This window comes from Streptomyces sp. NPDC001732, from assembly GCF_053596315.1.
On the sequence record NZ_JBSFFY010000035.1, the window covers coordinates 36,017 to 51,980 of the forward strand.

A 15,964-nucleotide genomic window follows, 5' to 3' on the forward strand; every position below is an offset into this window, starting at 1 on the left:
CCGACCCCCGGTGGCCGGGCCCGGCGCCGTTCCTCATCGCAGCGCGTGCTCGATGTCCTGCGCCAGCGCCGCCGCCTCGGCGTCCGGCAGCGGCGTGCCGTCCCGGCGCGTGACGTAGAGCGTGTCCACCGCGTTGGCCCCCAGCGTCGACACGTGCGCGCTGCGCACCCGCACCCCGCCGCCCTCCAGGGCCCGGACGATGCGGTGCAGCAGCCCCGGGGCGTCCTGGGCCCGCACCTCGATCACCGTCGCCAGCTCCGATCCGGCCGCCGCGACGGTCACCCCCGGCGGCGGGGCCTTCGTCCCGCGTCGGCGCGGGTGGGCCGCCTCGCGCTCGGCGAGACGGGCCCGGAGGTCCAGGGAGCCGTCCAGGGCGCGCACGAGGTCGGCGCGGAGCCGGGCGGCCTGCGGCGGGGAGCCGTACTCGGCCGCGACCCGCCAGCTGAGCAGCAGCAGCTCCGCCGGGCCGCCCGGTCCGGTGGGGAGCTCCACGGCGCGCAGGTCGGCGGCGCGCACGGTGAGGCGGTGCAGGGCGAGGACGCCCGCCGCTGCGGGCAGTACGCCGGGGCGGTCGGGCAGGGCGATGTGGAGTTCGACACCGACGGGTTCCGGTTCGCCGTTCTCGTCGTGGGACGCGGTCCGGGCGCGCAGGGAGAGGACGGGGCCGCCGGTACGGAGGGCCTCGACGACGAGGCGTTCCTGCTCGGCGCCGATCGCGGCGGGTTCCGGTTCCTCCGGGGCCTGTCCGGCGAGCACCGCGGCGACACGTCCGACGAGGTCGGCGACGAGGGAGGCGCGCCAGGTGGACCAGGCGGCGGGGCCGGTGGCGAGCGCGTCGGCCTCGGTGAGCGCGTGCAGCAGCTCCAGGGTGGCGGTCGTGCCGACGGCGGCGGCGACGGAGCGGACGGTCGCCGGGTCGTCGAGGTCGCGGCGGGTCGCGGTCTCGACGAGCAGCAGGTGGTGCCGTACGAGGGTGGCGACGACGTCCGTGTCGTGCCGGTCGAAGCCGATCCGGGCGGCCGTGTCCCGGGCGACGACCTCCCCGGCCGCACAGTGGTCGCCGGGCCACCCCTTGCCGATGTCGTGCAGCAGCGCGGCGACCAGGAGCAGGTCGGGGCGGCCGACGCGGCGGGTGAGCGAGGAGGCGCGGACGGCCGTCTCGACGAGGTGGCGGTCGACGGTCCAGGTGTGGACGGGGTTGCGCTGGGGACGGCAGTGGACGCGTTCCCAGTCCGGGAACAGCCGGGTGATCAGCCCTTCGGCTTCGAGCGCCTCCCAGACGGGCACGGTGGCCCCGCCCGCGCCGAGGAGGGCGACGAGTTCCTCGCGGGCCTCGGCGGGCCAGGGCACCGGCAGCGGGCCGGAGGCGGCGAGGCGGCGTACGACGTGCCGGGAGAGCGGGAGTTCGGACCGGGCGGCCGCGGCGGCCGCGCGCAGGAAGAGCACGGGGTCGCGCTCGGGGCGGGCGGTACGGGCGAGGGCGACCTCGCCGTCGGCCTCGACGACGCCCTCGGCGAGCGGGGTGCGCTCCGGGGCGACCGTCCGGCCGCCGCCCGGCACGACGCGCGGCCGGGGGCGCGCGGAGCGGGCGCGCAGGACGCGGGAGACCTCGCGCCAGGTGACGTCGGTGGCGTACGAGACGGTCCGGGCGGCCTCGTAGATCCGGCGGAGCAGGGCGTCCGCGTCGAGGATGCCGAGGGCTTCGGCGACCTGGTCCTGTTCCTGGAGGGCGAGGCGGTCGGTGGCGCGGCCGGTGGTGAGGTGGAGGGCGTCACGGGTGTCGAGGAGGACGCGGCGGGCCTCGGCGAGGCCCTGGCGGGGGGCGTCGGCGACCCAGGACGCGGCGATCGCGCGCAGGACGGTGAGGTCGCGCAGTCCGCCGCGGGCCTCCTTGAGGTCGGGTTCGAGGAGGAACCGGAGTTCGCCCCGGCGCTCGGCCCGTTCTCGGCAGAGTTCGGCGAGGGCGGGGAGGCGGGCGGGGGCCCGGTCGCGCCAGTCGGCGAGGACCGCGGTGCGCAGGGCGGCCACGAGGCCGGGGTCACCGGCCACGGGCCGGGCGTCGAGCAGCCCGAGCTGGACCCTGAGGTCCTCGTCCGCCGCCTTGCGGACCTCGGCGGGGGTGCGGACGGAGTGGTCGAGGGCGAGGCCGAGGTCCCAGACGGGGTACCAGACGCGGTCGGCGAGGGAGGCGACGGCCGCGGGACCGGCCCTGCCGTCGTGCAGGAGCAGCAGGTCGAGGTCGCTGCGCGGGGAGAGTTCGCCGCGCCCGTAGCCGCCGACGGCGACGAGGGCGGCGCCGTGGACGCCCGTCTGCTCGGCCGAGGTGTCGAACAGCGCGGTGAGCCAGTGGTCGGTGAGCGTCGCGAGGGCCGCGCGGCGCGGTGGCCCGGACCGCGCCTCCCCGTGGAGGAGGCGCAGCCGGGCCGCCGCGTAGCCGCCGGGTTCCGAGGTCGTGGTTCCGGAGGAGGTCGTGGTTCCGGGGGTCGTTCCGGTGCTCGTCACCCTGCTGCCTTTCGTCTCGGGACCGTCGGTCAGAGTGCGTCCGGGCCGCGTTCGCCGGTGCGTACCCGAACCGCGGTTTCGACGGGCACGCTCCAGACCTTGCCGTCGCCGATCTTCCCGGTCCGGGCGGCCCGTACGACCACGTCGATGAGCTGTTCGGCGTCCTCGTCCTCGACGAGGACCTCGATCCGGATCTTGGGCACGAGGTCGACGGTGTACTCGGCGCCCCGGTAGACCTCGGTGTGGCCGCGCTGGCGTCCGTATCCGTTGGCCTCGGTGACCGTGAGGCCGTGGACGCCGAAGGTCTGGAGGGCTTCCTTGATCTCGTCCAGCCGGTGGGGCTTCACGACTGCGGTGATGAGCTTCATGCGTCCACCCTCTTCGCCTTCGTCTCCCTCTCCACCCTCGTCGGCCTCTCCTTCTCCGTCTCCGTCCTCGCCCTCGCCGCTGCCGTGCCGCCCGGTGCGGGGCTCGTGGTGCGTGGGGCGGTGCCGCCGCCCGCTCCGGTGAGGTCGTACGCGGTCTCGGCGTGCTCGACCCGGTCGATGCCGGAGACCTCCTCGTCCTCGGTGACCCGCATGCCGATCGTCCGGTCCAGGAGGAGGGCGAGGGCCGCGGAGACGGCCAGGGAGTAGGCGAGGACGGCGAGGACGCCGACGGTCTGCTTGCCGAGCTGTTCGAGGCCACCGCCGTAGAAGAGGCCCTTGGCGTCGGACTGGACGCCGCCGGTGGCGAAGAGGCCGACGAGCAGGGAGCCGGCGATGCCGCCGACGAGGTGGACGCCGACCACGTCCAGGGAGTCGTCGTAGCCGAACCGGTACTTCAGGCCGACGGCCATGGCGCAGAGCACGCCGGCGATCGCGCCGACCGCGATGGCGCCCAGCGGGCTGACCGCGCCGCCGGACGGGGTGATGGCGACGAGTCCCGCAACCGCGCCGGAGGCTGCGCCGAGGGTGGTGAAGGAGCCGTGGCGGAGCTTCTCGTAGCCGAGCCAGGCGAGCATCGCGGCGGCGGTGGCGACCTGGGTGTTCACGAACATGACCGCGCCGACGCCGTCGTCGTTGCCGAGCCACGAGCCGGCGTTGAAGCCGAACCAGCCGAACCAGAGCAGGCCGGCGCCGAGCATGACGAGGGGCAGGCTGTGCGGCCGCATCGGGTCCTTCTTGAAGCCGACGCGCTTGCCGATGACGAGGATCACGCCGAGCGCCGCCGCACCCGCGTTGATGTGGACGGCGGTGCCGCCGGCGAAGTCGATGACGCCCAACTCGAAGAGCCAGCCGCCCGCGCCCCAGACCCAGTGGGCGACGGGGAAGTAGACGACGGTGACCCAGAGCGTGATGAACAGGGCCCAGGAGGTGAACTTGACCCGGTCGGCGAGGGCGCCGCTGATCAGTGCCGGGGTGAGGACGGCGAACATGAGCTGGAAGACGGCGAAGACGTAGACCGGGATCGTGCAGCCGGCCCAGAGCTGGGTGACGCCGATGCCGCTGAGGCCGAGGTAGTCCGGGTTCCAGCCCACGAGGGAGCCGATGTCGGTGCCGAAGGCGATGCCGAATCCGTAGAGCACCCACAGGATCGTGACGATCCCGAGGCTGATGAAGCTCATCATCAGCATGTTGAGGGTGCTCCTGACCCGGACCATGCCTCCGTAGAAGAAGGCCAGGGCCGGAGTCATGAGCATCACCAGGGCGGAGCAGATGAGCATGAACCCGGTGTTGGCGGCGGACAGCGTCGGCGTGTCCGCCGCAAGCGTCGTGATGCCTGGGGCCATCAGTGCCTCCTCGTCGTCGGTGCGGCCGCGTGCGGGTGATCGGAGCGGCACCACGTGCGGGACCACTGGGGAAGGTGCGGGCCGGTCATGGGTCCGAGATTCGCCCAGCGCGGTTTCCACCGATGCCGCCCGGTGTTTCGCAGGGGTGACGAAGAGGTCGGGCGTGTTACGTCCCCATGAACCGGTGGTGGCCCCTCCGGGGGCGGGCCCGTCCCGTGTTCCGGGCCGCGTACGGTGCGCCCACGGCCCCTCCGGGACGGGGAGCGGCGACTACGGGAGCAGCGGCCACGGGGGCGGCGACGCGAACCGGCCACGCCGACCACCCGCTGACCTGGCCATGGGGGGAGCCGAAGTCGGTCTTGTGGGGTGGCCGCCGTGGCCGGGGTCCAGTGCGCCGGTCAGACCGCTTCCGCGGTCTCCGGCAGTTGTTCGGTGAGGAGTTCGGTGATCCTGGCGACCTCGGGGATGTCCCCGAAGTCCCTGGCAGCGGTGTCGACGGTCTTGCGGAGCCGGGTGTTGACCCGCTCGGAGCGGACCTTCTTCGCGACGTGCAGGGCCTGCTCGGCCAGGAGCGTGGACTGCTCGGGCTCGCGTTTGAGGAGGTGGACGGTGGCGAGGCCGATCAGATTGAGCGCGTACGACCGCTGGTGCTCGTCGTCCTCCTCGAAGAGCTGGACGGCCTTCTCCATCAGGGGCTCGGCGAGGGCGGCGTACTTGGGGCTGCGGCCCGCCACGTAGGCGAGATCGCGGTAGGAGTGGGAGTTCTCGCCGTTGAGCTCGGCCTCCGAGAAGAAGCGGATCCAGTCGGGCTCGGGCTCGCCGTCGATCCCCACGTCGAGGAAGGTGTCCTCGGCCATCCGGACGGCTCGTTTGCACTTGCTGGGCTGGCCCATGTTGGCGTACGCGCGGGCCTCCATCGCGTACAGCATGGCCTGGGTGCGCGGGGTGGCGCAGTCCCGGCTGCCGTACTGGGCGAGGTGGATCAGTTCGAGGGCGTCCTCGGGCCGGCCGAGGTGGATCATCTGGCGGCTCATGCTGGACAGGATGTACGAGCCCAGCGGTTTGTCACCGGCCTCTTTGGCGGCGTGGAGCGCGAGGACGAAGTACTTCTGGGCGGTGGGCTGGAGGCCGACGTCGTAGCTCATCCAGCCCGCCAGCTCGGCCAGTTCGGCGGCGCACCGGAAGAGCCGCTTGGCGGTGGCGGCGGGTTGGGGTTCCTGGAGCAGGTCGGTGACCTCGTGGAGCTGGCCGACGACGGCCTTGCGGCGTAATCCGCCACCGCACTGCGCGTCCCACTGCCGGAACATCGCGGTGGTGGACTCCAGCAGGTCGAGCTCGGGGCCGGAGAGCCGGGAGGGGCGGCGGGCGTCGGCGGCCGGTTCGGGTTCCTCGACGGGCGCACCGACGACGGGCACCAGCCAGCGCTGCATGGGCTCGATCAGGGCGGGTCCGGCGGCCAGGGAGAGCGAGGAACCGAGGAAGCCCCGCCGGGCGAGCATGAGATCGCTGCGGGAGAACTCGCTGAGCAGGGCGACGGTCTGCGGACCCGCCCAGGGCAGGTCGACGCCGGACACGGACGGTGACTGGTGCGCGGAGCGCAGTCCGAGATCCTCGACGGCGACCACGGAACCGAAGCGCTCGGAGAAGAGCTCGGAGAGGATGCGCGGGATCGGCTCGCGCGGCTGCTCCCCGTCGAGCCAGCGCCGCACCCGGGAGGTGTCGGTGCTGACGTGGTGGGCGCCCATCTGGCGGGCCCGGCGGTTCACCTGCCGCGCCAATTCGCCCTTGGACCATCCGCTGCGCATGAACCACGAGGTCAACTGCGCGTTGGGGCGCTTACCGGTATGCGTACCGCCTGCGCCGCTGCCACTCACTGGAACGCCCCCATCCCGCTGGAAACTGTCGCGCGAACCTTTATCAGAATGCCCCGAGCCGATGCCGCCCATACGGGGGTCGCGCACCGTCGAACAGGAAATCGGGTTGCCTCCGGCATACCCGCGGGTGCACATACTTCCATGGTTCGTGTACCGACGGTAATCCTACGATCACCCCCGAGCGAGGGGGCCTACAGAAACGCCACCATTCGCCACCCCTTCGGATGAACACCGTCCCCGGCGAGCGCGATTCACTTGACACACGGCGATCAGCAGTGGGTGCAGGGAAGTACGGCGAGGTGCGTGAACGATATCGCGCGCCCCGAATGCCACCGGCGCGCTCCGGATCGACGGCGACGGCGGAGCGTCCCGACTGCGCCCCGTGTCGTAACCACCGACGAGCCGGACCCGTTGGAGGGGGCATGGGCTTCACGATCGGCGGCATCCGCGAGATGCGCACCGGCTCACGGCGGCGCGGCCGTGCTGCCGAGCACACGGCGGTGGCCGAGTACACAGGGCTGTGGGGCTGGGCCGTCGTGCCGGGCGCGCGGGCGGTGGGCGGCCGCTGTTCCTGCGGGAAGGCCGACTGCTCCTCCCCCGGCGCCCATCCGCTGGGCTTCGCCCCGGAGGTCCCCGCGGGCGCCACGCTCGACGCGGCGGCGCAGGCGTGGGCCCGGGTGCCGGGCGCCTCGATGCTGCTGCCGGTGGGCCGCGCCTTCGACGTCCTCGACGTGGCCGAGGCGGCCGGGCGCCGGGCCCTGGTGCGGATGGAGCGGATGGGGCTGCCGCTGGGTCCGGTGGCGGTGACCCCCGCCGGGCGGACGCAGTTCTTCGTGGCCCCGGGGGCCGCCGCCGAACTCCCGCAGCTGCTGTACCGGATGGGCTGGGACGACGCCGGGCTGGACCTGCGGGCGCTGGGCGCCGGCTGCCACATCACCGCCCCGCCGTCCGACGAGGGCGGGCTGGGCCCGGTCCGGTGGCTGCGTCCGCCGGCGCTGGACACGACGTCCGCGCCGCCGCAGGCACGGCTGCTGCTGGGCACGCTGGCGTACAGCTGCCATCGCGCGCCGCTGCGCGGCTGAGCCGCCGCGAGCGCCGGAGCACCACCCGGACTTCCGGACACGACCCGAGGCCCCCCATGACGCGAAGGGGCCCGAGCGCATGGACGTCATGCGTTCGGGCCCCTTCGCGTGGGTGGGGGCGGGGCGTCAGTCCCCGATCAGGGCGTCGACGAACGCCTCGGGCTCGAACGGCGCCAGGTCGTCCGGCCCCTCGCCGAGACCGATCAGCTTGACCGGGACGCCCAGTTCGCGCTGGACGGCGACGACGATGCCGCCCTTGGCGGTGCCGTCCAGCTTGGTGAGCACGATGCCGGTGATGTCGACGACCTCGGCGAACACCCGGGCCTGCACCAGGCCGTTCTGCCCGGTCGTGGCGTCGAGCACGAGCAGGACCTCGTCGAGCGGCCCGTGCTTCTCGACGACCCGCTTGACCTTGCCGAGCTCGTCCATGAGCCCGGTCTTGGTGTGCAGCCGCCCGGCGGTGTCGATGAGCACCACGTCGGCGCCCTCGGCAATGCCTTCCTTCACCGCGTCGAAGGCGATCGAGGCGGGGTCGCCGCCCTCGGGTCCGCGCACGGTGCGGGCACCGACGCGCTCGCCCCAGGTCTGGAGCTGGTCGGCGGCGGCCGCCCGGAAGGTGTCGGCCGCGCCGAGCACGACGCTGCGGCCGTCGGCGACGAGCACCCGGGCCAGCTTGCCGGTGGTGGTGGTCTTGCCGGTTCCGTTGACGCCGACGACCATCACGACGCCGGGCGTGTCGAGGCCGCTCTCCGTCTTGACCGCACGGTCGAAGTCGGTGCCGACCAGGGTGACGAGTTCCTCGCGCAGCAGCGCGCGCAGCCCCTCGGGAGTACGGGTGCCGAGGACGCGGACTCGTTCGCGCAGCCGCTCCACCAGCTCCTGGGTGGGGGTGACGCCGACATCGGCGGTGAGGAGGGTCTCCTCGATCTCCTCCCAGGTGTCCTCGTCGAGGTTGTCGCGGGACAGGAGCGTGAGCAGCCCCTTGCCGAGGGAGTTCTGCGAGCGGGCGAGCCGGGCGCGCAGCCGCACCAGGCGGCCTGCGGTGGGCTCGGGCACTTCGAGCTCGGGGACGGCGGGCGCCTCCGGCTCGACGACCTCGGGGGCCTCCTCGACGGGAGCCCCGGCCTGGGGTGGGCCGACCTCCTCGATGGTGCGGCGCGGTTCCTCGCGCGGCGTTTCGGCTTCCTCGCCGACATGGGGCTCGGCGGGGGGAGTGATGGTCGGCGTGCTCGACGGCGCCGGGGGCAGCTGCTTCTTCTTGCGGCCGCTGACCACGAGCCCGCTGATCACGCCGACCGCGACCAGGGCGATGACTACAGCAAGGATGACGAATTCCATAACCCACCCAGTATCAGTCACGTCGGCCCGCGGAGGCCGCCCCGAAGGATCACTCCCGCACCCCTCGGTACGTTATGCACCCTTTGGCGGTAAATGTACGACCCTGCCCGTGGAGACCCACGACCCGGAACCCGTCCCCGACGGCGAACGCACCGGCCGCACCCGGACCCTCGCCCCCGCCCGGCCGGACCCTCGCCCCCGACCGGGTCCGGTGGCGACCGCGCCCTACACTTCTGACGCCACGTCAGCTAAGGTCCGGCTCGCCGAGTCCGCCCGACGACGGGGGCACGTGTCATGACCTACACAGTGGTGCGGTTCAATCTCGTCGCTCCCGACGCCACCCCCGAGTCGCTCTCGGCCCGGTACCGCGCCGCGCTGGAGATGGCCGCGTACGCCGACGCGCACGGCATCGACACCGTGCAGACCGAGGAGCACCACGGCGCCGCCGACTCCTGGCTGCCCTCCCCCTTCGTCTTCGCCGGTGCGGTGTTCGGCGCCACCCGCCGCATCGCGGTCACCGTGTCTGCGGCCATCGGCCCGCTGCACGACCCGCTGCGGCTGGCCGAGGACATCGCGGTCCTGGACCTGCTGAGCGCCGGCCGGCTGGTGACGGTGGCGGGGATCGGCTACCGGCCCGAGGAGTACGAACGGGCGGGCGTCGACTGGGCCGGGCGCGGCAGACTCCAGGACGAGCTCCTGGAGACCCTGGTGCGGGCCTGGACCGGCGAGCCGTTCCCGTACCGGGGCCGCACGGTCCGCGTCACACCGCGCCCGTACACCCGGCCGCATCCGCCGCTGCTGGTGGGCGGCAGTTCGCGGGCGGCGGCACGGCGGGCGGCCCGGTTCGGGCTGCCGTTCTTCCCGAGCGCGCACCTGCCGGAGCTGGCGGCGTACTACGAGGAGCGGCGCGCCGCGTTCGGGACGGAGGGCTTCTGCATGATGCCCGCCGCCGAGACGCCCCTGCTGCACGTGTCCGAGGACCCGGACCGGACGTGGGCGGAGTACGGCGAGCACTTCCTGCACGAGGCGCGTACGTACGCCTCCTGGCAGTCCGGGAACATCCGCTCGGCCGTGCGCTCCACGGCCACGACGGTGGCGGAGCTGAGGGCGGAGGGGGTCTACCGGGTCGTCGCCCCGGACCGGTGCGCCCCCTGGGCCGGGGCGGCGGACGCCCTGGTGCTGCATCCGCTGTGCGGCGGGATGCCGGTGGAGGAGGGGTGGCGGAGCCTGCGGCTGTTCTGCGAGGCGGTGGCGCGCCGGCCGTGACCGCGAAACCGGGCCCGGCCGAGGAGCGGAGCAGCAGGTCAACGGGTCAGCGGGACAACGGGGATCAGCCCATCTCCTCCAGCGCCTTGCCCTTGGTCTCCTTCACGAACTTGAGCACGAAGGGGATCGAGAGCGCGGCGAAGCACGCGTAGATGATGTACGTGCCCGAGAGGTTCCAGTCGGACAGGCTCGGGAAGCTCGCGGTGATCGCCCAGTTGGCGATCCACTGCGCGGACGCGGCGACCCCGAGGGCGGCGGCGCGGATCCTGTTGGGGAACATCTCGCCGAGGAAGACCCAGACGACGACGCCCCACGACAGGGCGAAGAAGAGCACGAACACATGGGCCGCGACGAGCGCCACGGCGCCCTGGGGGCTGGGCAGCTTGCCGTCGACCAGGTCGGCGGAGAAGGCCCAGGCCTCGCAGGCGAGGGCGAGGGCCATGCCGGTGGAGCCCACCAGGGCGAGCGGCTTGCGGCCCACCCGGTCCACCAGAACCATCGCGATGACGGTACCGACGATGTTGATGATGGAGGTGGTGAACGAGTAGAGGAAGGAGTCGGTCGGGTCGACGCCGACGGACTGCCAGAGCGTCGCCGAGTAGTAGAACGCCACGTTGATGCCGACGAGCTGCTGGAAGACCGACAGGCCGATACCGACCCAGACGATCGGCAGGAAGCCGAGGCGGCCGCCGAGCAGATCCTTGAAGGTGGACTTGTGCTCGCTGTACATGGCGGTCTCGATCTCGGCCACCCGGGCGTCGAGGTCGACGTTCTTGCCCTCGACCTCCTCCAGGATCCGCCGGGCCCGGTCCTTCCTGCCGACCGAGACAAGGAACCGGGGCGACTCGGGAATCGCGAACGACAGCAGGCCGTACAGCGCGGCCGGGACGACCATCACGCCGAGCATCCACTGCCAGGCTTCGAGGCTGCCGATCCGGCCGCGCTGGTCGCCGTCGGCGAGTTGCAGGATGCCGTAGTTGACCAGCTGGGAGATGGCGATGCCGATGACGATCGCCGCCTGCTGGAAGGAGCCGAGCCGGCCGCGGTAGGCGGGCGGCGAGACCTCGGCGATGTACGCCGGTCCGATCACCGAGGCCATGCCGATGGCGAAGCCGCCGATGATGCGCCACATCGCCAGGTCCCAGAGCGCGAACGGGAGCGCGGAGCCGACGGCGCTGATGGTGAAGAGCAGGGAGGCGATCTGCATGCAGCGGATGCGGCCGATGCGGTCTGCGATGCGCCCCGCGGTGGCCGCGCCGATCGCACAGCCGATCAGGGCGATGGCGATGACCTGGGCGAGCGTTCCGGAGCCGATGTCGTAGCGGCTGCGGATCGCCTCGACCGCGCCGTTGATGACGGAGCTGTCGTAACCGAACAGGAAACCGCCCATCGCGGCGGCCGCGGTGATGAAGATGACATGGCCGAGGTGGTCCGGGTGGGCCGCTCGGGCTCCGGACGCCGGTCCCTGCGAGGTGTGGGTCACATGAACTCCTGATGCCTGGCCGCGTCGTCAGGTGGGGGCGAACTCCTCCAAGTGGCGCACAACTTCCCAGCTGCCACCACTTGAAGGCAATCGCGACACCGCAGGTAATGCGAGTTCAAGTTTTGAAGCAGTTGTCCCGAATCGGGCGGCCGCCTCCCCGGAGCACCCAAAAGGTTCGTCGATGTCTTGAAGGTCGGGTACCGGCTCAGCGCAGCCGCTGGCTGATGACCTTCGAGACCCCGTCGCCCTGCATCGAGACGCCGTACAGCGCGTCGGCGACCTCCATCGTCCGCTTCTGGTGCGTGATCACGATGAGCTGCGAGCTCTCCTGGAGCTCCTCCATGATCCGGATCAGCCGCTGCAGGTTGGTGTCGTCCAGCGCCGCCTCGACCTCGTCCATCACGTAGAACGGGCTCGGCCGGGCCTTGAAGATCGAGACCAGCAATGCCACGGCCGTGAGCGAGCGTTCGCCGCCGGAGAGCAGCGAGAGCCGCTTGACCTTCTTGCCGGGCGGCCTGGCCTCGACGTCCACCCCGGTGGTGAGCATGTTGTCCGGATCGGTCAGGACGAGCCGCCCCTCGCCGCCCGGGAAGAGCCGCGAGAACACGCCCTCGAACTCCCGGGCCGTGTCCCGGTACGCCTCCGTGAACACCTGCTCGACCCGCTCGTCGACCTCCTTGACGACCTGCATCAGATCGGCCCTGGTCTTCTTCAGGTCCTCCAGCTGCTCGGAGAGGAACTTGTGCCGCTCCTCCAGGGCGGCGAACTCCTCCAGGGCGAGCGGATTCACCTTCCCGAGTTGCTGATACGCCCGTTCGGCCGACTTCAGCCGCTTCTCCTGCTCGGCCCTGACGAACGGCTTCGGCTGGTTGCGCGGATGCTCCGGGTCCTGCGGCAGTTCCTCGCCCTCGGCGGCCGGCGAGGGCGGTACGAGCTGGTCGGGGCCGTACTCGGCGGCCAGCCCGGCCGGTTCGACCCCCAGCTCCTCCAGCGCCTTCGTCTCCAGTTGCTCTATCCGCAGCCGCTTCTCGGCACCGAGCACCTCGCCGCGGTGGACGGAGTCGGTGAGCTTGTCCAGCTCGGCCTTGAGCTCGCGGCCCCGGTCGCGCCCGGCCGCCAGGTCCCGTTCCCGTTCCGCCTTCGCCGCCTCGGCCACGGTCCGCTCCCGCTCGGCCCGTACGACGGAGACCTCGACGTGGGCGAGCAGTTGACGGGCACCGGACGCGACGGCGGAGGCCACCTCGGCCTCGTGACGCAGCCGGGCCCGGCGCCGCTCGGCGCGGGCGCGGGCCTCCCGTTCGGCGCGGGCGCCCCGGTCGAGGGAGTCCGCACGGCCCGCGAGGCCCTTGACCCGCTCCTCGTGGGTCCGCACCTGGAGGCGCGCCTCCATCTCCGTCTGGCGGGCGTTGGCGCCGTCGGCAGCGAGCCGGTCGCGCACGGAGGTGTCCGGCTCCTCCTCCACCGGCATCTCCTCGGCGACGAGCAGCCGCTCGGCCAGCTCCTCGGCCTCCGCCGTCGCCCGTTCCAGCGCCTCCTGGGCGCGGGTGGCCGCCGCGGTCGTCCGCTCGGCCTCGCCCGCGGCACCGCGTGCCTGCCCGGCCAGCCGCCCCAGCTGCTGGGCCACCCCGGACTTCTCCCGCTCGGCGGCCCGGCGCCGCTCCCCGAGCTCCTCGACCAGTCCGGCGCTCGCCCGGCGCCGCTCCCCCGCGAGCCGCTGCGCCTCGGCCGACTCCGCGCACCGGACGGCCAGTTCCTCCAGCCGGGCGGCGGCCTCGTCGACCGATGCCTGCACTTCGAGCAGGCTCGGCGCCCCGGCGGAACCACCGTGCGCGAAACGGGCCGAGAGGACGTCCCCCTCGGCGGTCACGGCCGTCAGTTCCGGATGTACGGCGACGAGTCCCTCGGCGTCCTCCAGTGTGTCGACGACCACCATGTCCCGCACCAGCGCGCGGACGGCGTCCATCAGTCCGGCGGGCCCGCGGACGAGACCGGCCACGGCGGGCGGCCCGCCCACGGCGACGGCCACGGCGTGCCCGGCAGTACGGGACCCGGCCGCGTCCGTTGCCCCCTGCGCCTGCCCGGGTAGGCGCACGGCCGCCCTGCCACCGGCAACAGCCTCCCCGTTGGCAGCACCCGCATCGGGGCTACCGGAAGCATCCTCGACAGCACCCGCACCAGAACCACCGGAAGCACCACCAGCCGCACCGGCACCGGAGCCACTGGAAACACCACCGGCAGCACCCGCATCAGGGGCACCGCCCTGGTCGGGGACTCCGGCGCGCACCCCGCCCAGCAGCAGCGCCGCCCGCCCCGCGTCCTCCTTGCGCAGCAGCCGGATCGCCTCCGCCGCCGCGGCCGGGTCCGTCACCGCGACCGCGTCCGCCGCCGCGCCCAGGGCCGCCGCCACGGCGACCTCGTACCCCGGCTCCACCGTCAGGAGTTCCGCGGCCGGCCCGAGCAGCCCCGACAGCCGGTCCTGCGCGCCGAGCAGCGCGCCCGTGCCGTCCTTGCGCCGCAGGCCGAGTGCGAGCGCCTCGTGACGGGCCGCGACCGCCGCCCGTTCCCGTTCGGCGGCGGTGGCCGCCTCCCGGCTCGCGGAGAGCACCGCCTCCGCCTCCGCGAGTTCCCGCTTGGCGGCCTCGTGCTGTTCGGCGAGTTCCGCGTCACCGGCGTCCAGGCCCTCGACCTCGGCCTTGAGCTGTTCGTACTCCTCCTGGGCGGCGACCGCCCGTTCCCGCGCCTCGTCCCGGGAGGCGGCCAGTCGGTCGATCTCGGCCTGGGCCGAACCGGCGCGGCTGCGAGCCGCGTTGACCTGCCCGTTCAGCCGGGCGAGCCCTTCGCGGCGGTCCGCGATGGCGCGGGCCGCGTCCTTGAGCCTGCGCTCCTCGGCCGCCAACTCCCGTTCCAGCTCGGCGCGGTGGGCCGCGGTGTCCTCCAGCGCGTGTTCCGCCGCGGCCAGTGCGGCCTCCAGCTCCGCCTCCTGCTCGCGGATCCGGGCGGCCTCCCGCTCCATGTCCTCCGGGTCGCGACCGCGCCGCTCCTCCACGGCGGGGGCGGTGGCGCTCTTCACCCGGGCGTCGGCCAGCGAGATCGTGCCGCGCACCCGCTCCGCCAGCTGCGACAGCTCGTACCAGGTCTGCTGGGCGCGCTGGAGCCGCGGCGCCAGCCGCCGTACCTCGTCCTCCAGCTCCGCCTCGCGCGCCAGGGCCGCCTTGAGTTCCTGCTCCGCCGCCTCCCGGCGCTGCTTGAGCGCGGCCTCGTCGGCGATCTCGCTGCGCAGCGCGGTGCGCAGCCGTACCAGGTCGTCGGCGAGCAGCCGCAGTCTGGCGTCGCGCAGATCGGCCTGGATGACGGCGGCCCGGCGCGCCACGGCCGCCTGCCGACCGAGCGGCTTCAGCTGCCGCCGCAGTTCGTCGGTCAGGTCCTGGACGCGGGCCAGGTTGGCCCCCATCGCGTCCAGTTTCCGCAGCGCCTTCTCCTTCCGCTTGCGGTGCTTCAGCACGCCCGCGGCTTCTTCGATGAACGCGCGCCGGCCCATCGGATCGGCGTGGAGCACGGAGTCCAGCTGGCCCTGGCCGACGATGACGTGCATCTCCCGGCCGATGCCCGAGTCGGAGAGGAGGTCCTGGATGTCCAGCAGCCGGCAGGTGTCGCCGTTGATCTGGTACTCGCTGCCGCCGTTGCGGAACATGATCCGAGTGATCGTCACCTCGGCGTACTCGATGGGCAGCGCGCCGTCGGAGTTGTCGATGGTCAGCGACACCTCGGCCCGCCCGAGCGGCGGCCGCCCGGTGGTGCCGGCGAAGATCACGTCCTCCATCTTGCCGCCGCGCAGGGACTTGGCCCCCTGTTCCCCCATGACCCAGGAGAGCGCGTCCACCACATTGGACTTGCCCGATCCGTTGGGGCCGACGACGCACGTGATGCCGGGTTCGAACCGCAGCGTCGTGGCGGAGGCGAACGACTTGAAACCACGCAGGGTGAGGGCCTTGAGGTGCACGCCGCCGGACTCTACCTTTCACTCTCGGTTTCGCTGATGAAGGTGCAGGGCACATCAGACGGTAAGGGAAGGGGTGCCCACCGGGGACGGGTCCCGCGCGGGTCCGGGCGGAAAAGTTCCGGGCGGAAAAGTTCGGGGCGGTAAAAGAAAGAAGGGACGCCGAAGCGCCCCTTGCAAATCTTGTGCGGTGTCACACCGTGCGCGATGTTGCCGGTGCGCGATTTCTCCGGTGCGGTTGCGCATGACGGATCAAGGCCGTGTCACGGGCGTGACGGATCACGACGTGACAGATCAAGAGCAGTGATCTTCGATGATCCGGCGACGATCCGGGTGATGGTCTCGGACGGCTGCCGCGTACGGCCCGACCGGCCCCTGGGGGCCACCGGTCAGGTCAGCGCCGGCTCCGCCTGAGGGACGTCGATGTCGATGCTGTCGAGCAGCGACTCTTGGTGCTGGGCGGCGGCGTTCAACGCGTCGTTCTCACCCTGGATCCGTACGAGCTCGGATTCGAGGTCCTGGACGCGCTGCTGGAGCCGTCGCATCTCGGCGAGGAGTCGCGGGTCGGAACCGCCGACGTAACCGAGAAGCGCCTTTGCCATGATGGATGGTCCTCCACACTGAGTGACCGACCGATGCGGTGTGGGTCGT

Annotated in this window: 10 protein-coding genes; 2 read left to right on the forward strand and 8 right to left on the reverse strand. The window is 72.8% G+C overall.

All coding sequences use genetic code 11. From position 1 onward, the window contains the following. Positions 1-33: 33 nt before the first annotated feature. From ACWCXX_RS27115 to nsdA, 4 genes are all read right to left on the reverse strand, one after another. Complete coding sequence (locus tag ACWCXX_RS27115) at positions 34-2,502, reverse strand: [protein-PII] uridylyltransferase (RefSeq protein ID WP_451131589.1); 2,469 nt, start codon at positions 2,500-2,502, stop codon at positions 34-36. Positions 2,503-2,531: 29 nt separating this feature from the next. Next, the gene (locus tag ACWCXX_RS27120; RefSeq protein WP_451131591.1) at positions 2,532-2,870 is read right to left on the reverse strand and encodes a P-II family nitrogen regulator; all 339 of its coding nucleotides are present in this window, start codon (positions 2,868-2,870) and stop codon (positions 2,532-2,534) included. Then, the gene (locus ACWCXX_RS27125) at positions 2,867-4,273 is read right to left on the reverse strand and encodes an ammonium transporter (protein WP_451131593.1); all 1,407 of its coding nucleotides are present in this window, start codon (positions 4,271-4,273) and stop codon (positions 2,867-2,869) included. Before ACWCXX_RS27125 ends, ACWCXX_RS27120 begins: the two co-directional genes overlap by 4 nt. A gap of 398 nt (positions 4,274-4,671) precedes the next feature. Continuing rightward, positions 4,672-6,147, reverse strand: a complete 1,476-nt coding sequence (nsdA, locus tag ACWCXX_RS27130) for a transcriptional repressor NsdA (RefSeq protein WP_451131597.1) — start codon at positions 6,145-6,147, stop codon at positions 4,672-4,674. A 422-nt stretch (positions 6,148-6,569) separates the two neighbouring features. Here nsdA and ACWCXX_RS27135 point away from each other — a divergent pair, with 422 nt between their 5' ends. After that, positions 6,570-7,229 carry a bifunctional DNA primase/polymerase gene (locus ACWCXX_RS27135; RefSeq protein WP_451131599.1) on the forward strand — a complete coding sequence of 220 codons (660 nt, stop codon included), beginning with the start codon at positions 6,570-6,572 and terminating at the stop codon, positions 7,227-7,229. Between the two features lie 126 nt (positions 7,230-7,355). Here ACWCXX_RS27135 and ftsY read toward each other — a convergent pair whose 3' ends face one another. Next, positions 7,356-8,567: a signal recognition particle-docking protein FtsY gene (gene ftsY, locus ACWCXX_RS27140; RefSeq protein WP_451131601.1), complete on the reverse strand. Its 1,212-nt coding sequence runs from the start codon at positions 8,565-8,567 to the stop codon at positions 7,356-7,358. Positions 8,568-8,861: 294 nt separating this feature from the next. Between ftsY and ACWCXX_RS27145 the strand changes: the two genes are divergently transcribed. Next, a complete protein-coding gene (locus ACWCXX_RS27145) occupies positions 8,862-9,833 on the forward strand; it encodes an LLM class flavin-dependent oxidoreductase (RefSeq protein ID WP_451131603.1) in 972 nt (323 codons plus the stop codon). A 64-nt stretch (positions 9,834-9,897) separates the two neighbouring features. On the opposite strand, the gene ACWCXX_RS27150 is transcribed toward ACWCXX_RS27145, so the two are convergent. The 3 genes from ACWCXX_RS27150 to ACWCXX_RS27160 form a co-directional block, all read right to left on the reverse strand. Continuing rightward, a complete protein-coding gene (locus tag ACWCXX_RS27150) occupies positions 9,898-11,316 on the reverse strand; it encodes a sugar porter family MFS transporter (protein ID WP_451131605.1) in 1,419 nt (472 codons plus the stop codon). A gap of 205 nt (positions 11,317-11,521) precedes the next feature. Then, complete coding sequence (locus ACWCXX_RS27155) at positions 11,522-15,316, reverse strand: AAA family ATPase (protein ID WP_451131607.1); 3,795 nt, start codon at positions 15,314-15,316, stop codon at positions 11,522-11,524. 386 nt (positions 15,317-15,702) lie between these two features. Further along, positions 15,703-15,915, reverse strand: coding sequence for a hypothetical protein (locus ACWCXX_RS27160; protein ID WP_148839554.1), 213 nt, complete (start codon positions 15,913-15,915; stop codon positions 15,703-15,705). Positions 15,916-15,964: the final 49 nt, after the last annotated feature.